The organism is Phycicoccus sp. 3266 (genome assembly GCF_031456495.1).
Taxonomy (GTDB): Bacteria; Actinomycetota; Actinomycetes; order Actinomycetales; family Dermatophilaceae; genus Pedococcus.
Window position 1 is genome coordinate 606675 of the sequence record NZ_JAVDUW010000003.1, and the last position, 26321, is coordinate 632995.

Consider the following 26321-nt stretch of genomic DNA (forward strand, 5'->3'; position numbering starts at 1 on the left):
GAGGCTCAGGCGTTCAGGGGGGTCGTGCCGACGAAGACCTCGTCGCCCTCGACCTTGACGGGGTAGACGTTCACCGGGACCGTCGCGGGCGGGCCCGAGGGCCTCCCGGTGCGGACGTCGAAGCGCGAGCCGTGCAGCCAGCACTCGAGCGTGTGGTCGTCGAGCTCGCCCTCGGAGAGCGAGACGTTGGCGTGGCTGCAGGTGTCGTCGAGCGCGTAGACCTCTCCGGAGCGGGTGCGCACGATCGCCATGAGCTGGCCGTAGACGTCGGCCGCCGCCGCGCCGACGGCGGGCAGCTCGTCGACCCGGCAGACCCGCACGAAGTCGACGTCGTCGGACTCGGTCACCTCGGCGGCGCTGCTCACGCGGAAACCTCGGCGGACGGGTTGTCGGTCACCGAGGGGCGCTCGGTGCCGGCGAGCTCGGCGTCGATGACCTGCATGAGGTGGTCGGACACCTCCGGCACACCGATCCGGGCCACGATGCTGGCGAAGAAGCCCCGCACCACGAGCCGTCGGGCGACGTCCTCGGGGATGCCGCGGGCCTGCAGGTAGAACAGCTGCTCGTCGTCGAAGCGGCCGGTCGCCGACGCGTGGCCGGCCCCGACGATCTCACCGGTCTCGATCTCGAGGTTCGGGACCGAGTCGGCCCGCGCCCCCTCGGTCAGGACGAGGTTGCGGTTGAGCTCGTAGGTGTCGGTGCCCTCGGCGCTGGCGCGGATGAGGACGTCGCCGACCCAGACGGTGTGGGCGGTCTCGCCCTGCAGCGCGCCCTTGTACTCGACGTTGGAGTGGCAGTGCGGCGCCTCGTGGTCGACGAAGAGCCGGTGCTCCTGGTGCTGGCCGGCGTCGGCGAAGTAGACGCCGAGGCCCTCGAAGGACCCGCCCGGCCCGGCGTACCGGGCGTTGGTGGAGACACGCACGATCCTGCCGCCGAGGGTGACGACGATGTGCCGCAGCCGCGCGTCGCGCCCGATGAGCGCGTCGTTCTGCGTGACGTGCAAGGTGTCGTCGTCCCACTCCTGGACGGTGACGAACGTGAGGTCCGCCCCGTCGCCGACCTTGATCTCGACGGCGGCGCCGCACTCCGCGGACCCGCGGTGGGTGAGCACCACGGTCGCCTTCGAGTGGTGGCCGGCCTCGACGACCAGGTGGCCGTTGACCCGGGCCAGTTCGCGCGCCTCGACGGTGATGCGCACCGGCTCGGTCAGCTCGGCCTCGGCCGGGATGCTGACGCGGGTGGCCTTGGGCTCACCGGCCCAGGCGATCGCGGCGGCGCGGTCGGCGGGGACCAGGACGCCGGTGGACCGCGGCTCGACCCGGTCGGTCGTGACGCCCTCGGGCGCCTGGACGTCGAGCGAGATCTTGTCGACCTCGGTCGCGCCCGGCTGGAACAGCGAGGACAGGCGGTCGACCGGGGTGAACCGCCACTCCTCCTCGCGACCACCCGGGACGGCGAAGTCGTCGACCTCGTAGGACGTCTTGCGCTCGGCCCGCGACTGGTCGGGCACGAACGCCTCGGCGGAGTCGGTGTGGGCCCCTGCGGCGGGGTTCTTCTGGGCCAGCAGGCTCAACCCACTGCTCCTTCCATCTGAAGCTCGATCAGGCGGTTCAGCTCGAGGGCGTACTCCATGGGCAGCTCGCGCGCGATGGGCTCGACGAACCCGCGCACGATCATGGCCATGGCCTCCTCCTCGGTGAGGCCGCGGGACATCAGGTAGAACATCTGGTCCTCGGACACCTTCGAGACGGTCGCCTCGTGGCCCATGGTCACGTCGTCCTCGCGGATGTCGACGTACGGGTAGGTGTCCGAGCGGCTGATGGTGTCGACCAGCAGCGCGTCGCAGACCACCGAGCTCCTCGACCCGTGCGCACCCTCGAGGATCTGCACGAGGCCGCGGTAGGAGGTGCGGCCACCGCCGCGCGCCACCGACTTGCTCACGATGGTCGAGGAGGTGTTGGGGGCCGCGTGGACCATCTTGGAGCCGGCGTCCTGGTGCTGGCCCTCGCCGGCGAACGCGATCGACAGGGTCTCGCCCTTGGCGTGCTCGCCGAGCAGGAAGACGGCCGGGTACTTCATCGTCACCTTGGAGCCGATGTTGCCGTCGATCCACTCCATCGTCGCGCCCTCGGCCGCGGTCGCCCGCTTGGTGACGAGGTTGTAGACGTTGTTCGACCAGTTCTGGATGGTCGTGTAGCGGACACGGGCGTTCTTCTTCACGACGATCTCGACGACCGCGGAGTGCAGCGAGTCGGACTTGTAGATCGGCGCGGTGCAGCCTTCGACGTAGTGCACGTAGGAGCCCTCGTCGGCGATGATCAGCGTCCGCTCGAACTGGCCCATGTTCTCGGTGTTGATCCGGAAGTAGGCCTGCAGCGGGATGTCCACGTGCACACCCGGCGGGACGTAGATGAACGAGCCACCCGACCAGACAGCGGTGTTGAGCGCGGCGAACTTGTTGTCGCCGGCGGGGATGACGGACGCGAAGTACTCGCGGAACAGGTCCTCGTGCTCGCGCAGGCCGGTGTCGGTGTCGACGAAGATGACGCCCTTCTCCTCCAGGTCCTCGCGGATCTGGTGGTAGACGACCTCGGACTCGTACTGGGCCGCGACACCGGCGATGAGGCGCTGCTTCTCCGCCTCCGGGATGCCGAGCTTGTCGTAGGTGTTCTTGATGTCCTCGGGCAGCTCGTCCCAGGTGGTCGCCTGCTTCTCCGTGGACTTCACGAAGTACTTGATGTTCTGGAAGTCGATGCCGGTCAGGTCGCTGCCCCAGCTCGGCATGGGCTTCTTGTCGAACAGGCGCAGCGACTTCAGCCGCAGGTCGAGCATCCACTGAGGCTCGTTCTTGCGCCCGGAGATGTCGCGCACGACGTCCTCGTTGAGGCCACGGCGAGCCGACGCGCCGGCCGTGTCGCTGTCGGCCCAGCCGTACTCGTAGCGCCCGAGGTCCTTCAGACCCGGGTTCAGCTCCTCGATGGTGCTCATCGTGAAGACCCTTCTGTTGAGGTGACTGCAGTCGGTCGGGTGGCAGCGGGGACTGCCGGGGTGGGGACGAAGGTGGTGCACACGTGGTCGCCGTGGGCCAGCGTCGCCAGGCGCTGGACATGGACGCCCAGCAGCCGCGAGAAGGCATCAGTCTCAGCGTCACAGAACTCAGGAAATTCCCGTGCCGCGTGCTGGACCGGGCAGTGCCCCTGGCAGAGCTGTATGCCGGTGAACGGGCTCGCGCTGCCCGGCTCGCCGACGGGGCGGGCGGTCGCGGCGAAGCCGTCGCGGGTGAGGGCGGCGACCAGGGCGTCGACCCTCGCGCCCGTGTCCTCGCCGGCCTCGGCGAGCTCGCCGGCATACCGCTGCTCGAGCTCGCCCACGCGCGCCTCGGCGAACCGGCGCACGGCACCGTCGCCGGCCTCGGCTGCGAGGAAGCGCAGCGCCTGGGTGGCGAGGTGGTCGTAGTCGGACTCGAGGGCTGCGTGGCCGGCGTCGCTGAGCACGTACGCACGGGCCGGGCGGCCACGGCCACGGGAGCCGTGGGCCGACTCCCGCTCCGCGATGAGGCCGGCGTCGGCGAGGTTCTCGAGGTGGCGGCGGACGGCCGGGACGGTGAGGCCGAGGTCCTCGGCCAGCGTCCCGGCGGTGATCGGGCCGTGCTCGCTGATCGCCTGGAGAACCCGGTCGCGCGTGCGCGACTCGAGCACCTGGGGGGCGACCGCGATATTCACAACACCGATGTTACGTAATTACCTCGGATGAGGGAAAGGAAGGCCACCCTTACCCGTGGGGCGCCTCGTCGAGCAGTCCGCGGTCGCGCGCGACGGCCACCGCCTCGCCGCGGCCGGCCACGCCCAGCTTGGCGAGGATGTTCGAGACGTGCACGCTCGCGGTCTTGGCGCTGATGAACAGCTGGGTGCCGATCTGGCGGTTGCTGCGCCCGAGCGCCACCAGGGACAGGATCTCCCGCTCGCGCGGGGTCAGCGCCTCACCGTGGCGGTCGGCCGGCCGGGTCGAGGAGGACCCGCGGGCTCCCCCACCCGCCCGGATCTCGGCCCGCAGGGGCTCCGCCCCGAGGTCGCGCGCGGTCGCCAGCGCGGCCTGCAGGACCGTCGACGCCGCCGGGTCGCCGACCGCCTGGAGGGCGGCCCCGAGCCGCGCCTGCGACCGGGCCGTCTCGTAGCGGTGCCCGTAGCCGGTGAACGCCTCGACCGCCCGGCGCCACGCGGCGACGAGCGCGTCCCTGTCCACCGCCTCGCCACCCAGCCAGCGCAGCCGGAGCTCCTCGGCGCGGGCGCGGGCGATCCACGCCTGGGCCTCGGGCCCGTGCTGCCCCGGCGTCTCGGACACGCGGGCCCACACCTGCTCGGCGTCGTCGGCGGCCGTGCGACCCCGGGCGAGCAGCTCGCCCCGCTCGGCGGTCGGCACGGTCGCGACGTGGCTCGCGAGCTGGCCCAGCAGGAGGGCACTGAGCCGCGTCTGGGCCTGGAAGTGCCGGTGCCAGACGTCGGTGAGGACCTCCACCGCCTCGTCGTGGACTGCAACGGCGGCGGCGAGGTCGCCGCAGTGGCCGTACAGGTCCACCGCCGCGCCGCCGGCGAAGACCGCGACGAGGCCCTCCTCCTCCCACCACGGACGCGTGGCCCGCACCGCGTCGTCATCGGCCCGCTCGCCCCGCGCGGCGGCGAGGAACAGGCGGGCGGCGGCGAGCAGCGCACCGGCGGGCTGGGGCGGCTCCTCCTCGCTGGTGTCGAGGACGGCGTCGGCCTCGGCCCAGCGACCGGCCTCGTAGGCGGCGACGCCGGCGAGCAGCCGGGCGTCGAAGGCGTAGGGGGCCCAGCCGAGGCCGGCCCGGCGCCCTGCCTCCGCGCCCTGGCGGTAGACCTCGACGGCCCGGTCGAGGCGGCCCGCCCGGTGGTGGAGCGACCCCAGGTGGTGCAGGGCGCGCACGAGCGCGGCGTCGCCGGCCGCGCCGCCCGTCGCGATGATCCGCTCGAGGGTGGCCTGGCTGGCGTCGGGGTCGCCCACCCGCTCGAGCACGCGGGCCTCGACGACCCGCACCTCGTCCGCCACCTCGGGAAGGCCCGCAGCGGTCGCGGCCTCGACCGCCTCGCTCGCGGCGCCCACGGCCTCCTCGTCACGGCCCCGGTCGACGAGCGCCTGAACGCGGGCACCGAGGAGCCGGGCCCGGACCTGAGCGGCCCGGGAGTCGTCCGCGGTGCCGGACGCGTCGAGCAGGCCCAGCCCCTCCTTGGTCGCGGCCAGCGTGTCGAGGGTGCTCTCGGTGAGGCGGGCCGTGGTCGCGAGCGCGGCGAGCAGCTCGGCCCGGCCGAGCGGGCCCGCCTCCGGGCTCCTGCGCCCGAGCCGCTCCTCGAGCAGCGCCAGCGCCTTGAGGGCCCGGCCCCGCGCGGTCGATGCGGCCGCGGCGCGCAGCACCACGCGGTCGGCGTCGGGGTGCTGGTCCGGCATGAGCGCCAGCGCGCGCTGGTAGTGCCGCCACGCCTCGTCGGGGCCGCCGACCGACATCGCCGCGTCGCCGGCGTTGATGCTGGCGGTCAGGGCGACCTCGCGGTCCCCGGCGGCCGCGGCGTGCCGCGCCACGTCGGCCCAGGTGCCCAGCGAGGGGTCGGAGCCCAGCGCGGCGGCGTAGCGCTCGTGGGCGCGCACGCGCTCCCCGGGCAGCAGGTCGTCGTAGACGGTCTCGGCGAGCAGGGCGTGCCGGAAGGCGTAGCCGCCGGTCTCGGTCGGGACGAGGACGTGCTGCTCGACCGCGTCGCGCAGGCCCTGGTCGAGCTCCGCCTCGTCGAGCCCCGCAACGGCGGCGAGCAGCAGGTGGTGCACCTGGCGGCCGGCGGCCGACGCCATGCGGACGACGTGCTGGCCGTGCGGGCCGAGCTGGTCGAACCGGACGAGCAGCAGCCGGGACAGGTCCTCGGCGACGCCCTGGTGCCCCAGCGAGCTCGCGGCCACCAGCTCCTCGGCGAAGAAGGCGTTCCCCTCGGCGCGCTCGACCACGGCCCGGACCTGCCCCTCGGTCAGGGGCTGCGGTGCTATCCCGTGCACCAGCTCGCGGACCGCCGAGTCGGGCAGCGGCTCGAGCTCGAGCCGGTGCAGGTCGCCGAGGCGGGACCAGTGCGCCAGGGTGGCGCGCAGCGGGTGACGCCGGTGCAGGTCGTCGCTGCGGTAGGAGGCGACGACGGCGACGGGACCGCTGAATCCCCGGGTGAAGAGCAGCGTCAGCAGGTCGCGGGAGGACTGGTCGGCCCAGTGGACGTCCTCGACCACGACGAGGACCGGGCGCTCCCGGGCGAGGTCCTCGAGCGCGGCGTGCACGGCCTCGACGAGCTCGCCGCGGTCGATGACCTCGCGCCCCGGCCCGGCGGTCAGCTCGTCGGCCCGGCGCCGGCGGCTCGGGAACAGGCCGGCGAGGTGCGGGTGCGAGAGCAGCAGGCCCTCGACGGCTTCGGGCTCGTGCACCTCGAGGCGGCCCAGCATCTCGCTGAAGGGCAGGTACGGGAGCGCCTGGCCCGCCTCGCCGAGGCAGTGGCCCACGAGGACCGCCCAGCCGGCCCCGCGGGCCCGGCCCGCGACCTCGGCGAGCAGCCGGGTCTTGCCGATGCCGGCGTCGCCGGAGAGCAGGACGAGGCCGGAGGCGTCGTCGCGCGGTCCGAGGCCGACGAGGTCGGTGAGCCGCGCGGCATCCGCCTCGCGCCCCACGAACACTCCCCCGGCGGCACCGTCCAGACCCACGACCCCGATTATGTCGGAGCGGTCCGACACGGTGCCGGAGGTCGGGGCCACGCTCAGGCCGGTCGCGGGCTGGTGCGGCCGTGCCGGTGGCCGGCTCGCACGCCCCGCAGTGCCTCGCGGATGCGGCCCGCGTGGTGACGACCCGCGGCCGCGTGGGCGCTCGCGCCGGTTCCGGCCAGCATGCTCTCGCGGCGGTAGGCGATCTCGGCCTGGAGGAAGATGGGGTCTGCGGTGGTGCTCATGGTTCCTGCTCCTTCGGTGTTCCTGCTCCTGTGCTGATGGCTCCACGCTCGTCGGCTGAGGTGGACCGCCACATGGGGCGGATGCCTTATCCCTACGACGGGCCGGACGTGGGGGGCCTTAGGCGCCCGACCGGGCGGCGCCCGACCGGGCGGCGGCTCAGGCCGGACGCGGTGTCGGGCGTGCCGGCCGGCGGCCGGGGCGCCGCCGCCAGGGCAGCTGCCACCCCGCGGAGGAGCGGCGGCCCGGCGTCCGCGGACGGGCGGCGTTGGCGTGCCCCAGAGACTCCTGCTTCCAGGCGAGCTCGGCGGCGACCGTGAGGGGATGGGCGGTGAGGTTCATGGCACTCTCCTGTCGCTGGCGCCGCCCGGGGTGGGCGACGTCGTCCACGCTCCGTCCCTGAGGCCCCCCGCCACATGGGGCGGATGCCCAGTCCCGCGGCGGCCGGGACCTCACGTGGCGCTCGTCACGGGACCACCGCCCGGGGCGGGGGCCGCAACGGGACCGACCTAGACTCGAGGTCGTGCAGCCCGCCGTCTCCGTCACCGCCGTCGCCAAGCGATACGGCTCCGTCCGCGCCCTCGACGGCGCCACCTGGACCGCCGGGTCCGGGCAGGTCACGGCGGTCCTGGGGCCAAACGGCGCGGGCAAGACGACGCTCGTGGAGTGCTGCGAGGGGCTGCGCCGGCCCGACTCGGGCGAGGTGCGGGTCCTCGGCACCGACCCCTGGCACGCCTCGGCCGCCCACCGCGCCCGCGTCGGCGTCATGCTCCAGGACGGCGGGCTCCCCGGCTCCGCGCGGCCCGTGCGGCTGCTCGACCACCTGGCCCGGATGTATGCCGCGCCGGCATCGGTCGCCGAGCTCACCGAGCGCCTCGGCATCGGCGGGTTCGCGGGCACCTCGGTGCGCCGGCTGTCCGGCGGCCAGCGCCAGCGGGTCGCCCTCGCCGCCGCGCTCGTCGGCCGGCCCGAGGTCGCCTTCCTCGACGAGCCCAGCGCCGGCCTGGACCCGCACGCCCGCCTCGACGTCTGGGATCTGGTGCGCTCGGTGGCCGACGCCGGTGCCGCCGTCGTGCTGACGACCCACTCGTTCGAGGAGGCCGAGCGGCTCGCCGACCGCGTCGTCATCGTGGCGGCCGGCCGCACCGTCGCGGAGGGCACCGTCGCCGAGGTCGCCGCGGGCGAGACCCTCGAGCGTCGCTACTTCGACCTGACCCGGAGGTCCGCCGCGTGAGCGCCACCGCACCCAGCCCGGCCCTCACCGGCGGCGGCGAGGCCGCCCCGCCGCTGCAGCGTGTGCTGGCCCAGGCCCGGTTCGAGGCCGGGAGCCTGCTGCGCAACGGCGAGCAGCTGCTCGTCGCGCTCGTCCTCCCCGTCGCCGTGCTGGTCGCCGTCGTGCACGTGCGCGCCGTCTCGCTCGGCAGCGGGGCGCGCGTGGACCTGGCCGTGCCCGGCGTGCTGGCCCTGTGCGTCATCTCATCGGCGTTCACCGGTCAGGCCATCGCCACCGGGTTCGACCGTCGCTACGGCGTCCTGCGCCTGCTCGGCGTCACCCCGCTCGGTCGCACCGGCCTGCTCGCCGCGAAGGCCGTGGCCGTGCTCTCGGTCGTCGCGCTCCAGGTCGTCGTCGTGGGCGGCGTCGGCCTGGCCATGGCCTGGCACCCGGCGCCCGCCGGCATACCGGCTGCGGTGCTCACCACGCTGCTGGGCACCTGGGCGTTCGCCGCGCTCGCCCTGCTGCTCGGCGGCACCGTCCGCGCCGAGGGGGTGCTCGCGCTGGCGAACCTGCTGTGGATCGCGTTCCTCGGCCTCGGCGGCGTCATGGTCGCCGGGTCCGAGCTCCCCGGCCGGTATGCCGGGGTGGTGCGCCTGCTCCCGTCGGCCGCGCTCGGCGACGGCCTGCGGGCCGCGCTGGCCCACGGCAGCGTCGACGCCGGCGCCTGGCTCGTGCTGCTCGTCTGGGCGGTCGCCGCGACCGCGCTCGCGCGCCGGCTGTTCCGCTGGAGCGACTGAGCCCCCAGGGCGCGCCGGAAGGCCGTCACGGTCGCGAGCAGGGCGAGCCCGCCCACGAGCCAGAACGGCTCGTAGACGCCCAGCGACCACCGCACCCCGTCGGGGACGCCGCTCGTCCCGCCCGCGAAGACGGCGGTCGAGGCCACGTGCCCCAGCATCACGACGTACCCGAGGGTCGCCGGCCACACCAGCCACGAGCGTGAGGCGAGCTTGGCGGCCCGCTGGTCGGGCCGCAGCAGCCACGACACGACGGCGCCGGCCAGGCACAGCGGGATCGCCAGCAGGTCGATGACGAACAGGGCCGTGCTGTCGAGCACCGAGACCCCCGCCGGCAGCAGCGCCGTCCCGCCGAACCCCCAGTAGGTGTGGACCGCCGCGAACAGCAGCATCCACCCGGCACTCCCCCGCCACGCGTTCCTCAGCATGGGACCAGTCAGCCAGCCGCGGAGGGCGCGCACCATCAGGTGGACCCCGGAGCCGACCCCCAGCGGCCTCGGGGACGGCCCTGAGACGTACCCTCGTGGGGTGGCCACAGCAGCACCCGCACCGCCCCGCGCCCCCTCGGTGACGACCCCCGGGTCGGAGTGGCTCGCGCGCATCCTCCTGCTCAACCTCGTGGTCGAGGTGCTCATCGTCGTCACCGGCGGCCTCGTCCGCCTCACCGGCAGCGGCCTGGGGTGCCCGACGTGGCCGCAGTGCGTCCCGGGCTCCTACACTCCAGTCCCGCACCAGGCCGAGGGATACCACCGGTTCATCGAGTTCGGGAACCGGACGCTCACCAGCGTGGTCGGTGTGGTGGCCCTCCTGGCCGTGTACGCCGTGTGGCGCTGGAGCGGCCCCACCCGCACCCGCTGGTATGCCGTGTGGGAGCGCGGCGGCTCGCGGCGCGAGCTCATGGTCCCGGCCCTGGTCGTCCTGGGCGGGGTCGTCGTCCAGGCCGTGCTGGGCGGCATCACCGTGCTCACCGGACTGAGCCCGATCACGGTCTCGCTGCACTTCCTCGTGTCGATGGTGCTCGTGGCCAGCGCGGCCTACCTGGTCGCGCGCCGCCCGGCCCCGGCCGGTCCCCGACCGCTCGTGGTGCACCCGGTCGTCGAGCGCCTCGGCTGGCTGACCTGCGCGGTCGGCGCGGTGGTCCTGGTGCTGGGGACGGTCGTCACGGGGAGCGGGCCGCACTCCGGCGACGCGAACGAGCCCGCCCGGTTCGGGTTCGACCCGCGCACCGTCTCCTGGCTGCACGCCGACACCGTCATGCTCTTCGTGGGGCTCGTGCTGGCCGTCTGGCTGGCCGCGCGCCTCACAGGCACCGAGACGGCCTCGGCCAAGGCCTGGCTCGCCGTGCTGGGCGTGACGGCCCTGCAGGGGGTCGTCGGGTACACGCAGTACTTCACCGGCCTGCCGTGGGGTGTCGTGCTCGTGCACATGCTGCTCGCCACCCTGCTGGTCGTGGCCCTCACCCGGGCCGTCGTGGCCCTGCGCGCGACGGAGACGTCTCCCGCCTGAACGGTCCACAAGACCTCTTGTGCAACTCACCTTGCACAACTACTCTCGCGGGTATGCCAGCCTCTCCCACCCCGCGTCCCCCTCGCCCCGGCGTCCGGGCGGTCACCGACGCCAAGGCGCTCTCGGCCATGGCCAACCCGTTCCGCGCGCGCATGATGGACGCGCTCAAGGTCGACGGACCCTCGACCGCGTCGCACCTCGCCCAGCGCACCGGCCAGGCCGTCGGCAGCGCCAGCCACCACCTCAAGGTCCTGGCCGAGGCCGGCCTCGTCGAGGAGGCCCCTGAGCTGGCCCGGGACCGGCGGGAGCGGTGGTGGCGGCTCGTCGACGCCGGCACGCGGTGGTCCCGGGCGGACTTCGCCGACGACACCGCCGCGGTGACGGCGGCCCACGCCGCCGAGGCCCTGCACGTGCAGAGGCAGTTCGAGCGCGTGCAGCAGTGGAACGCCCAGGCCCCCGACGTGCCGGAGTGGGACGCGGCGTCGTTCGCCACCCAGAACTGGCTCCGCCTCACGCCGGAGGAGCTCGGGCAGGTGGCCGAGGAGATCGTCGACGTGCTCATGCGCTGGGGCAACCGAGAGGTCCCCGACGACGGGGCCGAGCGCGAACCGGTGCTCGTGTTCGCCCGAGGCTTCCCGGCGCAGCCGTGACGACCCGTCCCGCACCGGTTGCGCCCGCTCCCCCGCTGTCGCGCAACCGGGACTTCGGCCTGCTCTGGTTCGGCGAGGGCGTCAGCGTCCTCGGCAACGCGACCACGTCCGTCCTGCTGCCCCTGCTCGCGGTGGTGGGCTTCGACGCCGGTCCCGGGTGGATGGGCCTGCTCACCGCCGCCGCCTGGGCGCCCTGGCTGCTCGTGGGCCTGCCGGCCGGGGCGTGGGTGGACCGGCTCCCGGCGCGGCGCGTCATGGTCGCGAGCGACGTGGTCGCCGCCCTGACCCTGGCCAGCGTCCCCGCGGCCTGGGCCCTGGACCTGCTGACCCTGCCGCACCTCGCGGCCGCCGCGTTCGCCAACGGCGTCTGCACCGTCTTCTTCCGGGCCGCGTACCCGTCGCTGGTCCGGCAGGTCGCCCCGAGCCACCAGCAGGAGTCCGCCTTCGCCCGCCTCTTCGGCACCGAGTCGGCGATGCAGGTCGCCGGGCCCGGCCTCGGGGGCCTGCTCGCCCAGCTGCTCTCGGCTGCCTGGGGGCTGGCCGCCGACGCGCTCAGCTTCCTGGTGTCGGCCGCCTGCCTGCTGCGGCTGCGGCTCGACCGACCCGGCACCGAGCCGGTCCACGCCGGCCGCGACGACGCCGGCCGCGACGACGCCGCCTCGCTGTGGACCCGGATCCGCGAGGGCATCGACTACATCCGCCACGACCGGATGCTGCGGTTCTTCACCCTCATGGGCGGGGCCAGCAACTTCGGCCTCACCGGCTACGGCGCGCTGCTCGTGCTCTTCCTCGTGCGCGACGTCCACCTCGACGAGGGAGCCGTCGGTGCCGTGATGGCGGTCGGCGCGGTCGGTGGCGTCGTGGGCGCGGCGGTCGCGACCCACGTCTCCCGCCGCCTCGGCTCGGCGCGGACCCTGCTCGCCCTGCAGCTGCTCGCCGGGCCGCCGGCCCTTCTCGTCCCGCTCGGGGCACCCGGACCCCGCCTGGGCGCGATGGTGCTGGGCATGCTGCTGGTCGGCATCGGCGTCGTCGCGGGGAACGTCGTCCGCGGGGCCTGGCGCAACCGCTACGTCCCGGCGGAGATGGTCGCCCGACAGGTCACGACGGCCCAGGTGGTCAACCTCGGCACCATGCCCGTCGCGGGGCTGGTCGCCGGGTGGCTGGGCTCGGCGCTCGGGCTGCGCGAGACCATCGCCCTCATGGCCGGGGTGCACGTGCTGGCGTGCCTGTCCATGTGGTGGAGCCCGTTGCGGGGGCTGCGCGACATGCCCGACCCGAGCCCCGGCCGGGGGACGCCGGACGAGGTCAGCGGCCGGTGACCGAGAGGTAGAACAGCGGGTCGAGGGCGACGCCGAGGAAGAGAATCGCCACGTAGCTGATCGAGAAGTGGAACAGCCGCATCGGCTTCAGGACCGTGGGACCGGCGCCGGCCTTGGCGGCGCGCAGCAGCCGGTACGCCTCGGCCAGGAAGAACCCACCCGTCACGACGGCGGTCACGAGGTAGAGCCAGCCCATGGGGTTGACCCACACGAGGGCCAGCGAGGCCACGACCATCGCCCACGAGTACGCGACGATCTGCCGCGCCACGACGACGAACCGCTCGACGACCGGGAGCATCGGCACGTGCGCCGCGGCGTAGTCGTCCTTGAACTTCATCGACAGCGGCCAGTAGTGCGGCGGCGTCCAGAAGAAGATGACGAGGAAGAGCATCACGGCCGACCACGACACCGAGTTCGCGACCGCCGACCAGCCGATGAGGACCGGCATGCAGCCGGCCGCTCCGCCCCAGACGATGTTCTGCCGGGTCCGGCGCTTGAGCAGCATCGTGTAGCCCACGGCATACATTACGATCGCGCCGAGGCTCAGCGCCGCCGACAGGACGTTGACGAACGCGAGGAACCACACCGTCGACAGGACGGTGAGGACGACACCGAAGACGAGCCCCTCGCGCGGGCTCACCTCGCCGGTGACCATCGGCCGGTTGCTCGTGCGGTGCATCTCCGCGTCGATGTCCCGGTCGTAGACGCAGTTGAACGTGTTGGCCGCACCGGCGCTCAGCGCACCGCCGACGAGGGTGGCGACGATGAGCCACAGGGAGGGAACTCCCTTGTGCGCCAAGAACATCACCGGCACCGTCGTCACCAGCAGCAGCTCGATGATGCGGGGCTTGGTGAGGGCCAGGTACGCCGCCGCCTTGCTGCGCTTCGCCGGCGCCGGGGACGCGGCGACCCGGGCGGTCGGATCGAGAGCGGTCACGGCGTCCTTCGCAGGAGGGGCAGGTCTGTCTGGCCGGGCCAGTCTAGCCCCGCTCCCGGTGCGCCCGACCCACGGGACTGGATGCGACGCACGTCACGGCCGGGACTAGTCTCGGACGCGTTGTCGTTGCCATCGGTGCAGCCGACAGTGCACCCAGCGTGAGGAGACCTCTCAGTGCCCACAGCAGCTCGCTCGTCCAAGTCCTCGGCCATCGCCGGCCGGAGCTCGTCGCTCAAGCGACCGGTCACCCGGAAGGTGGGCTGGACGGACCTCGACGTACGGGCCGTGGACACCGCCCGCGTCCTCGCGGCGGACGCCGTGCAGAAGGTGGGCAACGGCCACCCGGGCACCGCGATGAGCCTCGCGCCCGCGGCATACCTGCTGTACCAGAACGTGATGCGGCACGACCCGAGCGACCCGCACTGGCTCGGCCGCGACCGGTTCGTCCTGTCGGCGGGCCACTCGAGCCTCACCCAGTACATCCAGCTGTACCTGTCGGGCTACGGCCTCGAGCTCGACGACCTCAAGGCACTTCGCACGTGGGGCTCCAAGACCCCGGGCCACCCCGAGGTCCACCACACCGACGGCGTCGAGATCACGACCGGGCCGCTCGGCTCCGGCCTGGCCTCCGCGGTCGGCATGGCGTTCGCGCAGCGCCGCCAGCGGGGCCTGCTCGACCCGGAGGCCCGCCCGGGCACGAGCCCGTTCGACCACCACATCTGGGTCATCGCCTCCGACGGCGACATCATGGAGGGCGTCACCCACGAGGCCTCCGCCCTCGCCGGCCACCAGGAGCTCGGCAACCTCACGGTCATCTACGACCAGAACACGATCTCGATCGAGGACAAGACCGAGATCTCCTTCTCCGAGGACGTCGCGGCCCGGTACGAGGCGTACGGCTGGAACACCGTCACCATCGACTGGCGCGGCGACGGCTCCAGCGGCGGGTACGTCGAGAACGTGGATCAGCTCTACGGCGCCCTCGAGCGCAGCCGCACCTCGCGCCGGCCCACCCTCATCGTCCTGCGCACGATCATCGCGTGGCCGGCCCCGAACAAGCAGGACACCGGCAAGTCGCACGGCTCGGCCCTCGGCCCCGACGAGATCGCCGCGACCAAGGAGCTGCTCGGCTTCGACCCGAAGAAGTCCTTCGAGGTGCCGCGGTCGCTGCTGGCGCACACCCGCAAGGTGGGCAAGCGCGGCCAGGCCGCGCGCAAGCAGTGGGACAAGGCGTATGCCGCGTGGCGCCAGGCCAACCCCGAGCGCGCCACCCTGCTCGACCGCCTCGTCGCGCACGAGCTGCCCGCCGGATTCGACAAGAAGCTCCCGGTCTGGGAGGCGGACGCCAAGGGCGTCGCCACCCGCGCGGCGTCCGGCAAGGTCCTGGGCGCCCTCGCCGACGCGGTGCCGGAGCTGTGGGGCGGCTCGGCCGACCTCGCCGAGTCCAACAACACGACGATGGAGGGCCAGCCGTCCTTCATCCCGCGCGCCAAGCAGACCCGCGAGTGGAGCGGCGACCCCTACGGCCGCACGCTGCACTTCGGCATCCGCGAGTTCGGGATGGGCCTGATCCTCAACGGGATCGCGCTCGAGGGGCTCACCCGCCCGTACGGCGGCACGTTCCTCGTCTTCTCCGACTACATGCGCCCGGCCGTCCGGCTCGCCGCCATCCAGCGCGCGCCCGTCACCTTCGTCTGGACGCACGACTCGATCGGCCTCGGCGAGGACGGCCCGACCCACCAGCCGATCGAGCACCTCGCGGCGCTGCGGGCGATCCCGGACTTCGACGTGGTCCGACCCGCCGACGCCAACGAGACCGCGGCCGCCTGGGTCGCGATCCTCAAGAACCGCCGGCCTGCGGGCCTGGCGCTCTCGCGTCAGCCCCTGCCCGTCGTGCCGCGTGGCGGCGCCGACGGTGCCGCCAGGGCGAGCAACGTCGCCAAGGGCGGGTACGTCCTGTACGAGGCCGGCAGCGGGACCCCCGACGTGATCCTCGTTGCCACCGGCTCCGAGGTGCAGCTGGCGGTCGCCGCCCGCGAGAAGCTCGAGAAGTCCGGCATCGGGACCCGCGTGGTCTCCATGCCGTGCCGCGAGTGGTTCGACGAGCAGTCGGCCGCCTACCGCGAGAAGGTCCTGCCCGCCGCGGTGCGGGCCCGTGTGTCCGTCGAGGCCGGGGTCCCCCAGGGCTGGCGCGAGATCGTCGGCGACGCCGGCGAGGTCGTCGCCATCGACCACTTCGGCGCCTCCGCCGACGCGGCGACGCTCTTCCGCGAGTTCGGGTTCACGCCCGAGACCGTGGTGGCCGCCGCCAAGAAGTCCCTCAAGACCGTCAAGGGAAAGTGAATTCCATGACCGAGAACGCAGCACTGAAGGCCCTCGCCGACAACGGCGTCTCCGTGTGGCTGGACGACCTCTCGCGGGACCGGATCGAGACCGGCAACCTGCAGGAGCTCATCGACACCAAGGGCGTCGTCGGCGTGACGACCAACCCGTCGATCTTCCAGGCCGCCCTCGCCAAGGGTGACCGCTACGACGCCGACCTGCGCAAGCACGCGGCTGCCGGCGACACCGTCGACCAGGCCGTCTTCGGCCTGACCACCGACGACGTGCGCAACGCCGCCGACATCCTGCGCCCCGTCTTCGACGCCACGCACGGCAAGGACGGCCGCGTGTCGATCGAGGTCGACCCGCGCCTGGCCCACGAGACCGCCAAGACGGTCGAGCAGGCCAAGGAGCTGTGGACCACCGTCGACCGCCCCAACGTGCTCATCAAGATCCCCGCCACCGTCGAGGGCCTCCCGGCCATCTCGCAGGTGCTCGCCGAGGGCATCAGCGTCAACGTCACGCTGATCTTCTCCCTCGACCGGTACCGCGGCGTCATGAACGCGTTCCTCACCGGCCTGGAGCAGGCCCGCGAGGCCGGCAAGGACCTCTCGCAGATCCACTCGGTCGCCTCGTTCTTCGTCTCGCGCGTCGACACCGAGATCGACAAGCGCCTCGACGCGATCGGCACCGACGAGGCCAAGGCCCTCAAGGGCCAGGCCGGTGTGGCCAACGCCAGGCTGGCCTACCAGGCGTACGAGGAGGTCTTCTCGACCCCGCGCTGGCAGAACCTCGCCGACGACGGCGCCAACGCGCAGCGTCCGCTGTGGGCCTCCACCGGGGTCAAGAACCCCGAGTACTCCGACACCCTCTACGTGACCGAGCTGGTCGCCCCCAACACCGTGAACACCATGCCGGAGAAGACGCTCGAGGCCGTCCTCGACCACGGCGACATCCGCGGCGACGCCGTCACCGGTGCGTACGCCCAGGCCGGCGAGCTGCTCGACCACCTGGAGTCGCTCGGCATCTCCTACACCGACGTCACGGACGTGCTGGAGAAGGAGGGCGTCGAGAAGTTCGAGGTGTCCTGGCAGGAGCTGCTCGACGAGGCCCAGCACGACCTGGACCTCGCGCGCGCCGACGTCGACGCCGAGGGCAAGGCCGACGACGGCAAGGACCAGGACGTCCGCACCACGGCCCAGGGCGGCACCGAGGGCGACAAGTGAGCGCACTCGGCGTCGTCGCCTCCGGCGCGGCCGCCGACGCGATCGCGTCGAAGGTGCCCCAGCTCGTCGAGGCCCAGTTCGCCAGCCACCTGTTCGCCCAGGACGCCACCCTCTGGGGCCCGGAGGCCGAGTCCGAGGCCGCCATCCGGCTCTCGTGGGTCAACCTGCCGCGCTCGTCGCGCCCGCTCGTCGGTGAGGTGGCCGCCCTGCGCGACCAGCTCCGCGCCGAGGGCGTCGACCGCGTGGTCCTGTGCGGCATGGGCGGCTCCTCGCTCGCGCCCGAGGTGATCTGCGCGACGGCCGGGGTCGACCTGGTCGTCCTCGACTCCTCCCAGCCCGACATGGTCCGTGACGCGATCACCGACCTCGAGCGCACCGTCGTGGTGGTCTCGAGCAAGTCCGGCTCCACCGTCGAGACCGACTCCCAGCGGCGTGCCTTCCAGTCCGCCTTCTCGGAGAAGGGGATCGACCCGACCACCCGCATCGTCGTCGTGACCGACCCGGGCAGCCCGCTCGACGAGCAGTCGCGCGCGGACGGGTACCGCGTCGTCAACGCCGACCCCAACGTCGGGGGGCGCTACTCGGCGCTGACCGCCTTCGGCCTGGTGCCGTCCGGCCTCGCCGGGGTGGACATCGAGGCGCTCCTCGACGACGCCGAGGCCGTGGCCGACGTGCTCAGCGCCGACGACGACGCCAACCCGGGTCTGCGCCTCGGCGCCGCGATGGCGGGCACCGACCCGTTGCGCGACAAGCTCGTGCTCGTCGACGCCGGCTCGGGCATCGTCGGCTTCGCCGACTGGGCCGAGCAGCTCATCGCCGAGTCCACCGGCAAGCAGGGCACCGGCATCCTCCCCGTCGTCGTCGGCGGCGAGGACGACCCGGAGGTCCGCCGGCCGGCCGCCGACGTCACCGTGGCCCGCCTCGTCGGCGAGGGCGACGACGACACCGACTCCCCCGGCGAGCCCGTCCACGCCGACCACTCGACCGTCGAGGTCAGCGGGCCCCTGGGCGCGCAGCTGCTGCTGTGGGAGGTCGCGACCGCGGCCGCCGGGCGCCTGCTCGGCATCGACCCGTTCGACCAGCCCGACGTCGAGAGCGCCAAGAAGGCGGCCCGTACCCTGCTCGACCAGGGCATGGGTGCCGCCGACGAGCCGGCCGCCACCGACGGCGCCATCGAGATCCGCGCCCTCGGCGGGGACTGGCTGGGCGGCGCGACCACCGTGCCGGACGCCCTGGCCGCCCTGTTCGGGCAGCTCGACGCCGAGCGCGGCTACGTGGCCGTCATGGCATACCTCGACCGCCTCGCCGACGCGGACCTCGCGGCGGTGCGTCCGGTCCTGGCCCGGCACACCGGCCGACCCACCACGTTCGGCTGGGGTCCGCGGTTCCTGCACTCCACGGGCCAGTTCCACAAGGGCGGCCCGGCCACCGGCGTCTACCTGCAGGTGACCACCGAGCCGCACGAGGACCTCGCGGTCCCCGGGCGCGAGTTCAGCTTCGGCGACTTCGTGGCGGCCCAGGCCGCCGGCGACGCCCAGGTCCTCGCCGAGCACGACCGGCCGGTCCTGCGCCTGCACCTCACCGACCACGACGCCGGACTGGCCCAGCTCAGCGCCGTCCTGCGTGGCCTCCCCGGCGCAGAGGCGACCGCATGAGCCCGACGAGGGTGACGCAGGAGCAGAACCCGCTGCGCGACCCGCGCGACAAGCGGCTCCCCCGGATCGCAGGACCCAGCGGCCTCGTGCTGTTCGGCGTGACCGGCGACCTGGCGCGCAAGAAGCTCATGCCGGCGATCTACGACCTGGCCAACCGTGGCCTGCTGCCGCCGGGCTTCGCGCTCGTCGGGTTCGCGCGCCGCGACTGGGCCGACCAGGACTTCGGCAAGATCGTCTACGACGCGGTGAAGGAGCACGCGCGGACCCCGTTCCGCGAGAGCGTGTGGCGCAACCTCGCCGAGGGGTTCCGGTTCGTGCCGGGCACCTTCGACGACCCCAACGCCTTCGACCTGCTCGCCGAGACGGTGAAGTCGCTGGAGGAGGAGCGCGGCACGGGTGGCAACCTCGCGTTCTACCTGTCGATCCCGCCGTCGTCGTTCTCCGTGGTCTGCGAGCAGCTCGAGCGCTCCGGCCTGAGCCGCCCCGAGGGCGACTCGTGGCGCCGGGTCGTCATCGAGAAGCCGTTCGGCCACGACCTCGAGAGCGCCCGGCAGCTCAACGAGATCGTCGAGAGCGTCTTCCCGCCCGACTCGGTGTTCCGGATCGACCACTACCTGGGCAAGGAGACGGTCCAGAACCTGCTGGCGCTGCGCTTCGCCAACCAGATGTTCGAGCCGGTCTGGAACGCCAACTTCGTCGACCACGTGCAGATCACCATGGCCGAGGACATCGGCATCGGTGGCCGCGCCGGGTACTACGACGGCATCGGCGCCGCCCGCGACGTCATCCAGAACCATCTGCTGCAGCTCCTCGCGCTCACCGCGATGGAGGAGCCGGTGTCGTTCCAGGCCGACCACCTGCGCGCCGAGAAGGAGAAGGTGCTCTCGGCGGTCCGCCTGCCCGAGGACCTGGGCAAGGCCACGGCGCGCGGGCAGTACGCCGCGGGCTGGCAGGGCGGCGAGCAGGTCATCGGCTACCTCGACGAGGACGGCGTCGCGTCGTCCTCGCGCACCGAGACGTATGCCGCGATGAAGCTCGAGATCGACTCGCGCCGCTGGGCGGGCGTGCCGTTCTACCTGCGGACCGGCAAGCGGCTCGGCAAGCGCGTCACGGAGATCGCGGTCGTCTTCAAGAAGGCGCCGCACCTGCCGTTCGAGCACACCGCCACCGAGGAGCTCGGCCAGAACGCCATCGTCATCCGTGTGCAGCCCGACGAGGGCATCACCATGCGGTTCGGCGCCAAGGTGCCGGGCGCGCAGATGGAGGTCCGCGACGTCACGATGGACTTCGGGTACGGCCGCTCGTTCACCGAGTCCAGCCCCGAGGCGTACGAGCGGCTCATCCTCGACGTGCTGCTCGGTGACCCGCCCCTGTTCCCGCGCCACGAGGAGGTCGAGCTGTCCTGGCAGATCCTCGACCCGGTGGAGCGCTACTGGGCCAAGCAGAAGGGCCCGGTCGAGCCGTACGCCGCCGGCGGGTGGGGCCCGGCCAGCGCCGACGAGATGATGAGCCGTGACGGCCGCGTCTGGAGGATGCCGTGATCGTCGACCTGCCCAGCACCACGACGGTGGCGATCAGCAAGAAGCTGGTCGCCCTGCGCCAGGACACCGGGGCCATGGCCCTGGGACGGGTCCTGACGCTGCTCATCGTCGTGGACGAGAAGGACGCCGAGGAGGCCATCGAGGCCGCCAACGACGCGAGCCGGCAGCACCCCTGCCGCATCATCGCGGTCGTCCTCGGCAACCGGCGCGGTCAGTCGCGCATCGACGCCCAGATCCGGGTCGGCGGCGACGCCGGCGCGAGCGAGGTCGTCGTGCTGCGGCTGTACGGCGCGCTGACCCAGCACGGTCGCAGCGTCGTCATCCCGCTCCTGCTGCCCGACTCCCCCGTCGTCGCCTGGTGGCCCAAGGACGCCCCCACCGACGTCGCGGCCGACCCGATCGGTGCGATGGCCCAGCGCCGGATCACCGACGCGGCGGAGTCCAAGAACCCGCGCGCGACGCTCAAGAGCCGGGCGCGGACCTACACCAAGGGCGACACCGACCTGGCGTGGACCCGCATCACCCTGTGGCGCGGGCTGCTCGCCGCCGCGCTCGACCAGCCGCCGTTCGAGCCGGTCCTCGAGGCCACCGTCACCGGCGGCTCCGACTCCCCGTCGACGGACCTGCTGGCCGCGTGGCTGGCGGAGACCCTGCGCTGCCCGGTGCAGCGGGCCCGCACCCGTGCCGGCAGCGGCATGGTCAGCGTCCGCCTCGAACGGCGCAGCGGGCCGGTCGACCTCGTCCGCCCGGACGGCGTCATCGCGACGCTGAGCCAGCCGGGACAGCCCGTGCGCCGGATCTCGCTGGCCCGCCGGGCCACCGCCGAGTGCCTCGCCGACGAGCTGCGCCGCCTCGACCCGGACGAGATCTACGAGGAGACGATCAGCAAGGGCCTGGCCCGGGTCGGCACCAAGTCGGTCACCGCCACCGAGGCCGTCCGCGAGGGTGAGGCGCCCTCGGTCAAGGACGCCGAGCGCGAGTCCAAGCGGATCGCCCGCGCCAACCACAAGGCGGGCAGCGCGACGATGGTCAGCGCGCCGCCGCCCCCGGACAAGGCCGACGACACCTCGGTGCGCAAGGCCGCCGAGCGCAAGCTCGCCTCCAAGCGCGACGAACGGTCCGAGGACGCGGCACCGGCCGGCGCGAAGAAGCCTGCCGGGAAGGGGGCCACCACGGCGGCCAAGGGCACGACGAGGAAGGCCGCGAAGGCGGGCAGCTCGTCGGAGGCGGCCTCGTGACCGGGGCGCAGGCACGCGTCGTCGTGCACCCGTCGAAGCAGGCCCTGGCCGACGCCTCGGCCGCCCGGCTGGTCACGGCCCTCGTCGACGCGCAGTCCCGTGGGCGTGAGCCGCACGTGTCGCTCACCGGTGGGTCGATGGGGTCGGCGATCATCGCCTCCCTCGCGGCCCTCCCGGCGCGCGACGCGGTCGACTGGTCGACGGTCTCCATCTGGTGGGGCGACGAGCGCTACCTGCCCGCAGGGGACGCCGAGCGCAACGACACCCAGAACGACGACGCGGGGCTCAGCAGCCTCGGCCTCGACCCGCAGCGGGTCCACCGCGTCCCCGGACCCGACGCGAGCGATTCGGCCGAGCAGAGCGCGCAGGAGTATGCCGCGACGCTGCGTGCCGCGGGTGCCGGTGAGTTCGACATCATGATCCTGGGCGTCGGGCCCGACGGCCACGTCGCGTCGCTGTTCCCCGGGCACCCTGCCCAGCAGACCACGGACGCGATCGCGGTCGCGGTGCACGAGTCGCCCAAGCCCCCGCCGGACCGGGTCTCCCTGACCTTCGAGTGCCTCAACCGCTCCGAGCGCGTCTGGTTCCTCGTGGCCGGGGCCGACAAGGCCGAGGCGGTGCGCAACGGCGTCGCCGGAGCAGCCCCGGAGCAGTCGTCCGCGGCGCAGGTGCACGGGTCCGCCGAGACCGTGTGGCTCGTCGACGCCGACGCCGCCTCGGAGCTGCCCGAGCGCAACTGACCCGCCCTCCCCGTTCCGGCGCCGTCATCCCCGCTCGGGGAGCGGCGCCGGTTCCATGCCCGGCCGGTCACCGGGTTGCAGGGCCGGCACGTCCGCGGCCAGCCGTCGCAGGTAGCCGGCGAAGCCCCCACCCACGACCCGGCCCGTGCGCCGCGCCGACGTGGCCACCCGCGTGGCGTCGGTCGCGACCCAGGGGCGGCCGGTCGCGCGCACGGCCTCGACGAGCAGGACGTCCTCGTGAACCGGCTCCGCCGGGAAGCCGCCCACAGCGAGGTACGCGTCGGCCCGGACCCCGAGGTTGGCCCCGTGGACGTGGGGGTGGCCCTCACCCAGCACGTGGCGGGCACGCCACCGCCCGAAGAGCCCGCCGGGCAGGTCCGTGGGCACGACGGTCCCTGTCACGAGGTCGGCCCCCTCGTCGGCCAGCTCGACCTGGCGCCACAGCCACTGCGCCGGCACCGTCGTGTCGGCGTCGGTGCAGGCGATCCACGTCGCGGGAAGGACGTGCTCGGGCACGTCCGCCAGGGCGACCGCCACGCCGGCGGCCCGGGCAGCTCCCACGACACCGGAGTCGGACCACACCCCCCGCACGTTGCCGCGGGCGGCCACGACCCCGGCCGTCCCGTCGGTGCACCGGTCGAGGACGACGACCACGCCGACCTCGACGTCGGGGCGACGGCGCGCGAGCGCGGCCCGCGCCACCTCGACGCTGTCGAGGCAGGCGGGCAGCAGCTCCTCCTCATCGCGGGCCGGGACGACGACCGCCACCCGGCGGAGGGCGTGCGCACTGCTCGCGCCGTGCCGGCTGCTCACGCCTTGCCCTCCCGGCGCGCGGGCGAGTCCGTGCCGGGCGCACCCAGCAGCTCGACGAGGAAGTCCTCCTCCTCGTGGCGCACCAGCACCTCCAGTCCGGGCAGCTCCCGGAACGCCTCGTGGACGTCCTCGCCGTCGAGCGGCCAGCCGTCCACCGGGTGCCGCCAGTCGCACAGCAGCACCGTCCCACCCGGGGCCAGCGACGAGGGCAGCAGGCGCGCCACCTCGGCGAGGTCCTCCGGCGTCCAGAAGTAGCCCACCTCGGACAGCACGACGAGGTCGAACTCCCCCTCCGGCCAGTCCCGGGGCGCCCTGCCACGCCGCAGCTCCACCCGGTCCCCCCAGGAGGCCAGCCGCTCGGACGCCCGGCGCAGCGCCTCGGCGCTCACGTCGAGGGCGAGCACCGAGTCGGCCCGCGGTGCGAGCTCGGCTGTCAGCACCCCGGTCGAGCACCCCACCTCGAGCACCCGGCCCAGCCGCTCGGTGAGGGGTGCGGCGAGCGTGGCCGCCCGCTTGCGCCGCTCGTACCACGACGAGTCGACGTCCCACGGGTCCTCGCTGGACTCGAACATCTCGTCGAACACCGCGTCGCGCGGGTCGGCGGGACCGGAGCCGTCGTGCCGCAGGTAGGTCTCGAACGGCCGGTCGAAGTGCGCCAGCACGTGCGGCCCGAGCAGGACCTCGTCCCCCGGCTCGTCCGACAGCGGCGCCGTCTGTGAGGCGTGCAGGTCCAGGGCAGCCCGGCGCGCGGTCACCTGCTCCGCCTCGAGGTCGACGGCGAGGACCTCTCCCCACGGCACGCCATCGGCCGTCCCCCAGTGCCACAGCCAGACGGGGTACTCCAGCACCCTGGCGCCTGCGCTGTCGGCGACCTCCGCCGCCACCCGTCCCGCGGCCTCGTGGTCGCAGTGGCCGTCGTGGCGCCACGGGGCGAGGACCAGCGTCCCCGGGCCCGTCACGAGACGCGACAGGGTCTCAACCAGCTCGACCGCGTGGTCCTCGAGGCGACCGTCAGGGAGCCGGAGCAGCTCGACCGTCGCGTCGCCTGCGACCTCCGCGACGGCGCGCCGGACCTCGTCCTCGCGTCGTCCGGCCAGGTCCTCGGGCGTGTGGGTGGGCGACGCAGGGTGCGAGTCCTCACCCAGCGTGGCGACGACGACGGTCACCGGCACGGCGGCTGCGGACGCGGCGGACACCAGTCCTGCGCACCCGAGCGTCTCGTCGTCGGGGTGGGCGGCCAGGACGACGAGGTGGTCGACTCCCGCGAGCACGTCCGCCGGCCGGGCGCGATCCACCTCGGTCCACTGGGGGGCGCCCAGCCACTGCGACTCGGCCGTCCCCGGCTCCCGGTGGTCGAACGCCGGCGCCGGCGTCCGGGGTGACCCGGGGGCCGTCACGGCGCTCCCCCGTCGTCCAGCAGCGCCTTCCCCAGGGCCGCCTCGTCGCGCTCCGCGTGGTGCTGGCGCACGTACACCTGCAGGTCGGCCACCCGTCGTGCGTGCTCCTCGTTCCCCGTCAGGGGACCGGGCCCGAGGCCGTGGGCGGCGTGGGCGACGACCCGCTCCACAGCGTCGGCGACCACGCCGCGCACCCTCAGGGCCAGCACGGCGCCCTGCGCCCCGCGGGCGGCGCCGGCGTCCACCAGCCCTGCTGCCTCGTGCAGCGACGCCCGCGCGGCGTGCAGAGCGCCGTCCACGGCGCCGAGGTGCATGAGGGCCACCTGGTCCGGCGGGCGGGTTCCGGCGGCAGCCACCATCGTCCGGGCGAGGCCGACCGCCCCGCCGTACCAGCACGCCGCCACCCCGATCCCGCCCCAGGCGAACCCGGGACGGGTCAGGTACCAGTCGTCCTCCCCCACCGGCACCGCCGGCACGCCGTCGTACCGTGTCGCCAGGCTGGGGACGTCGCGCAGCCCGCGGGAGGCCCAGGTCCCGCCCTCGCCCGTCACCCCGGGGGCGCGCAGCTCGACCGCGAACGCCCGACGTGAGTCCGCAGCGGTGTGGGCCGTGACGACGGCATGGCTCAGGCGGTCCGCCAGCGAGCACCAGGGTTTCACCCCCTCGAGCCGCCAGGCCCCGTCCTCGCCCCGGGAGGCGGACAGCCGCACCCCCGGGCCCTCGGCGGCGAAGACACCCCACGTCGCGTCCTGCGGCGCCGCGGAGAGGTCGACGCCGGCCTGGCGCAGGATCGCGAGGGCGTCCAGGTGCGGCTCGACGACCCGGGCGGTGGTGAGGTCGAGCGCACCCAGGGTCGCCAGTGCCGACCACAGCTCGCCGGTCCGTCCCTCGCCCGGCCCGGGCAGGACGGCCCCCAGTCGACGCGCCAGCTCCAGGGACGCGTCGACGTCGTCCGCGGCACCGCCCGCCTGCGCCAGCAGCTCGTCCACCCCGGGGAGCTCGAGGGCGCTGTCGTCCTGGCTCCTGCCGTCCTGGCTGCTGCCGTCGCGGTAACTGCCGTCCCTGCCACGGTCGTCGCCCCCGGTGCCGGCCGGCGCGAGGCGTACGGGCACGACGGCCCGCCCGCTCGTGGTCGACGGGTCGGGTCTCAGGGGGTTCGGGGCCACCACCCCACCCCATCACGGCGACCCCGAACACGCAGGTCAGGACGGGTGCGGCAGGTCACGCAGGCGGCGCACGACGACGCCCCCGGGACCGTGGTCCTCGGGGGCGTCGTCGACGCGGCAGCCGCGCGTGGCGGCCGGCCGCTACTGGATCAGCTTGCGGTCACGCAGCGTGGCGAGGGCCTCCTCGAGGATGGCCTTGCCGTCGGCGTCGGAGCGCCGCTCCTTCACGTACGCGAGGTGCGTCTTGTACGGCTCCACCTTCGGCGCGGCGGGCGGGTTCGCCTCGTCCTGACCTGCCGGGAAGCCGCAGCGCGGGCAGTCCCAGGTCTCGGGGACCGCGAGGCCCGGCTCCTCGGCGAAGCTCGGCCGGGTCTGGTGGCCGTTGGCGCACCAGTACGAGACGAAGACGCGAGGAGCGGCCTCGCCGCGCTCGGCCTCGCCCATCGGGCCGGCGCCGACACGGCTGCCGCGGATTGCGTTGCCACCTGCCATGAGTCGAGTCCTTCCGGGTCAGCTGGAGAAGCGTTCGATGAGACCGAGGCCCACGATGCACGCGAACCACACGATGCCGACGGCGATCGTGAAGCGGTCGAGGTTGCGCTCGGCCACCGAGGAGGAGCCGAGGGAGGTGGACATGCCGCCACCGAACATGTCCGACAGGCCGCCGCCCTTGCCCTTGTGCAGGAGGATCAGGAGGGTCAGGAACAGACCCCCGAGGACCAGCAGGACCTGCAGGCCGATGCGCACGGCTTCCACGGAGCACCCATCTTCGAGTCGACGTCAGTACCTGCTGCCGTTTCGGCAGCAGCGGTCAGGATAC

24 protein-coding genes are annotated in these 26321 nt (G+C 73.9%); 11 read left to right on the top strand and 13 right to left on the bottom strand.

Annotated elements, in window-relative coordinates:
• Positions 1 to 5 precede the first annotated feature (5 nt).
• The 7 genes from J2X64_RS17325 to J2X64_RS17355 form a co-directional block, all read right to left on the bottom strand.
• Complete coding sequence (locus tag J2X64_RS17325) at positions 6 to 365, bottom strand: non-heme iron oxygenase ferredoxin subunit (protein WP_310157150.1); 360 nt, start codon at positions 363 to 365, stop codon at positions 6 to 8.
• Positions 362 to 1573, bottom strand: coding sequence for a Fe-S cluster assembly protein SufD (gene sufD, locus J2X64_RS17330; RefSeq protein WP_397444078.1), 1212 nt, complete (start codon positions 1571 to 1573; stop codon positions 362 to 364). Before sufD ends, J2X64_RS17325 begins: the two co-directional genes overlap by 4 nt.
• Positions 1570 to 2988, bottom strand: a complete 1419-nt coding sequence (gene sufB / locus J2X64_RS17335; protein ID WP_310157152.1) for a Fe-S cluster assembly protein SufB — start codon at positions 2986 to 2988, stop codon at positions 1570 to 1572. Before sufB ends, sufD begins: the two co-directional genes overlap by 4 nt.
• Complete coding sequence (locus tag J2X64_RS17340; protein WP_310157153.1) at positions 2985 to 3722, bottom strand: helix-turn-helix domain-containing protein; 738 nt, start codon at positions 3720 to 3722, stop codon at positions 2985 to 2987. Before J2X64_RS17340 ends, sufB begins: the two co-directional genes overlap by 4 nt.
• 49 nt (positions 3723 to 3771) lie before the next feature.
• Positions 3772 to 6741: an AAA family ATPase gene (locus J2X64_RS17345; protein WP_310157155.1), complete on the bottom strand. Its 2970-nt coding sequence runs from the start codon at positions 6739 to 6741 to the stop codon at positions 3772 to 3774.
• A gap of 53 nt (positions 6742 to 6794) precedes the next feature.
• Positions 6795 to 6983 (bottom strand): hypothetical protein, encoded by a 189-nt coding sequence (locus tag J2X64_RS17350; protein ID WP_310157158.1) that lies wholly within the window; start codon positions 6981 to 6983, stop codon positions 6795 to 6797.
• A gap of 157 nt (positions 6984 to 7140) precedes the next feature.
• Complete coding sequence (locus J2X64_RS17355) at positions 7141 to 7323, bottom strand: hypothetical protein (protein WP_310157161.1); 183 nt, start codon at positions 7321 to 7323, stop codon at positions 7141 to 7143.
• 181 nt (positions 7324 to 7504) lie between these two features.
• Between J2X64_RS17355 and J2X64_RS17360 the strand changes: the two genes are divergently transcribed.
• The 5 genes from J2X64_RS17360 to J2X64_RS17380 all read left to right on the top strand — a co-directional run bounded on the left by J2X64_RS17360 (position 7505) and on the right by J2X64_RS17380 (position 12466).
• Complete coding sequence (locus J2X64_RS17360) at positions 7505 to 8215, top strand: ABC transporter ATP-binding protein (protein WP_310157163.1); 711 nt, start codon at positions 7505 to 7507, stop codon at positions 8213 to 8215.
• The gene (locus J2X64_RS17365; RefSeq protein WP_310157165.1) at positions 8212 to 8994 is read left to right on the top strand and encodes an ABC transporter permease; all 783 of its coding nucleotides are present in this window, start codon (positions 8212 to 8214) and stop codon (positions 8992 to 8994) included. Before J2X64_RS17360 ends, J2X64_RS17365 begins: the two co-directional genes overlap by 4 nt.
• A gap of 525 nt (positions 8995 to 9519) precedes the next feature.
• The gene (locus tag J2X64_RS17370; RefSeq protein ID WP_310157168.1) at positions 9520 to 10497 is read left to right on the top strand and encodes a COX15/CtaA family protein; all 978 of its coding nucleotides are present in this window, start codon (positions 9520 to 9522) and stop codon (positions 10495 to 10497) included.
• A gap of 53 nt (positions 10498 to 10550) precedes the next feature.
• Positions 10551 to 11147: a winged helix-turn-helix domain-containing protein gene (locus J2X64_RS17375; protein WP_310157170.1), complete on the top strand. Its 597-nt coding sequence runs from the start codon at positions 10551 to 10553 to the stop codon at positions 11145 to 11147.
• Complete coding sequence (locus J2X64_RS17380) at positions 11144 to 12466, top strand: MFS transporter (RefSeq protein WP_310157172.1); 1323 nt, start codon at positions 11144 to 11146, stop codon at positions 12464 to 12466. Before J2X64_RS17375 ends, J2X64_RS17380 begins: the two co-directional genes overlap by 4 nt.
• Here the strand turns inward: J2X64_RS17380 and J2X64_RS17385 are convergent.
• Positions 12453 to 13403, bottom strand: a complete 951-nt coding sequence (locus tag J2X64_RS17385) for a heme o synthase (protein ID WP_310157175.1) — start codon at positions 13401 to 13403, stop codon at positions 12453 to 12455. The two genes, J2X64_RS17380 and J2X64_RS17385, sit on opposite strands and share 14 nt — an antisense overlap.
• 174 nt (positions 13404 to 13577) lie before the next feature.
• Here J2X64_RS17385 and tkt point away from each other — a divergent pair, with 174 nt between their 5' ends.
• The 6 genes from tkt to pgl are packed head-to-tail and all read left to right on the top strand — an operon-like array spanning position 13578 to position 22125.
• Positions 13578 to 15746, top strand: a complete 2169-nt coding sequence (gene tkt / locus J2X64_RS17390) for a transketolase (RefSeq protein ID WP_397444079.1) — start codon at positions 13578 to 13580, stop codon at positions 15744 to 15746.
• Positions 15747 to 15751: 5 nt separating this feature from the next.
• Positions 15752 to 16951: a transaldolase gene (tal, locus tag J2X64_RS17395; protein WP_310157177.1), complete on the top strand. Its 1200-nt coding sequence runs from the start codon at positions 15752 to 15754 to the stop codon at positions 16949 to 16951.
• Positions 16948 to 18606 (top strand): glucose-6-phosphate isomerase, encoded by a 1659-nt coding sequence (locus J2X64_RS17400; protein WP_310157179.1) that lies wholly within the window; start codon positions 16948 to 16950, stop codon positions 18604 to 18606. The genes tal and J2X64_RS17400 overlap by 4 nt, the downstream gene beginning before the upstream one ends.
• Positions 18603 to 20147 (top strand): glucose-6-phosphate dehydrogenase, encoded by a 1545-nt coding sequence (gene zwf, locus J2X64_RS17405; RefSeq protein WP_310157181.1) that lies wholly within the window; start codon positions 18603 to 18605, stop codon positions 20145 to 20147. Before J2X64_RS17400 ends, zwf begins: the two co-directional genes overlap by 4 nt.
• Positions 20144 to 21385, top strand: a complete 1242-nt coding sequence (opcA, locus tag J2X64_RS17410) for a glucose-6-phosphate dehydrogenase assembly protein OpcA (RefSeq protein WP_310157184.1) — start codon at positions 20144 to 20146, stop codon at positions 21383 to 21385. Before zwf ends, opcA begins: the two co-directional genes overlap by 4 nt.
• Positions 21382 to 22125: a 6-phosphogluconolactonase gene (gene pgl / locus J2X64_RS17415; protein WP_310157186.1), complete on the top strand. Its 744-nt coding sequence runs from the start codon at positions 21382 to 21384 to the stop codon at positions 22123 to 22125. The genes opcA and pgl overlap by 4 nt, the downstream gene beginning before the upstream one ends.
• 24 nt (positions 22126 to 22149) lie before the next feature.
• On the opposite strand, the gene J2X64_RS17420 is transcribed toward pgl, so the two are convergent.
• The 5 genes from J2X64_RS17420 to secG all read right to left on the bottom strand — a co-directional run bounded on the left by J2X64_RS17420 (position 22150) and on the right by secG (position 26257).
• The gene (locus J2X64_RS17420) at positions 22150 to 22938 is read right to left on the bottom strand and encodes a glycosyltransferase (RefSeq protein WP_310157188.1); all 789 of its coding nucleotides are present in this window, start codon (positions 22936 to 22938) and stop codon (positions 22150 to 22152) included.
• Positions 22935 to 24335 carry a bifunctional PIG-L family deacetylase/class I SAM-dependent methyltransferase gene (locus J2X64_RS17425; RefSeq protein ID WP_310157191.1) on the bottom strand — a complete coding sequence of 467 codons (1401 nt, stop codon included), beginning with the start codon at positions 24333 to 24335 and terminating at the stop codon, positions 22935 to 22937. The genes J2X64_RS17420 and J2X64_RS17425 overlap by 4 nt, the downstream gene beginning before the upstream one ends.
• On the bottom strand, positions 24332 to 25501 hold the full coding sequence (locus J2X64_RS17430) for an acyl-CoA dehydrogenase (protein WP_310157192.1): 1170 nt from the start codon (positions 25499 to 25501) through the stop codon (positions 24332 to 24334). Before J2X64_RS17430 ends, J2X64_RS17425 begins: the two co-directional genes overlap by 4 nt.
• 141 nt (positions 25502 to 25642) lie before the next feature.
• On the bottom strand, positions 25643 to 25993 hold the full coding sequence (locus J2X64_RS17435; RefSeq protein ID WP_310157194.1) for an RNA polymerase-binding protein RbpA: 351 nt from the start codon (positions 25991 to 25993) through the stop codon (positions 25643 to 25645).
• Positions 25994 to 26011: 18 nt separating this feature from the next.
• On the bottom strand, positions 26012 to 26257 hold the full coding sequence (gene secG, locus J2X64_RS17440; protein ID WP_310157196.1) for a preprotein translocase subunit SecG: 246 nt from the start codon (positions 26255 to 26257) through the stop codon (positions 26012 to 26014).
• Positions 26258 to 26321: the final 64 nt, after the last annotated feature.

Coding starts and splice junctions, on each gene's coding strand:
- sufB (WP_310157152.1), bottom strand. CDS start 2,988: ATGAGCACCATCGAGGAGCTGAACCCGGGTCTGAAGGACCTCGGGCGC.
- J2X64_RS17350 (WP_310157158.1), bottom strand. CDS start 6,983: ATGAGCACCACCGCAGACCCCATCTTCCTCCAGGCCGAGATCGCCTAC.
- J2X64_RS17355 (WP_310157161.1), bottom strand. CDS start 7,323: ATGAACCTCACCGCCCATCCCCTCACGGTCGCCGCCGAGCTCGCCTGG.
- J2X64_RS17375 (WP_310157170.1), top strand. CDS start 10,551: ATGCCAGCCTCTCCCACCCCGCGTCCCCCTCGCCCCGGCGTCCGGGCG.
- tal (WP_310157177.1), top strand. CDS start 15,752: ATGACCGAGAACGCAGCACTGAAGGCCCTCGCCGACAACGGCGTCTCC.
- zwf (WP_310157181.1), top strand. CDS start 18,603: ATGAGCCCGACGAGGGTGACGCAGGAGCAGAACCCGCTGCGCGACCCG.
- J2X64_RS17435 (WP_310157194.1), bottom strand. CDS start 25,993: ATGGCAGGTGGCAACGCAATCCGCGGCAGCCGTGTCGGCGCCGGCCCG.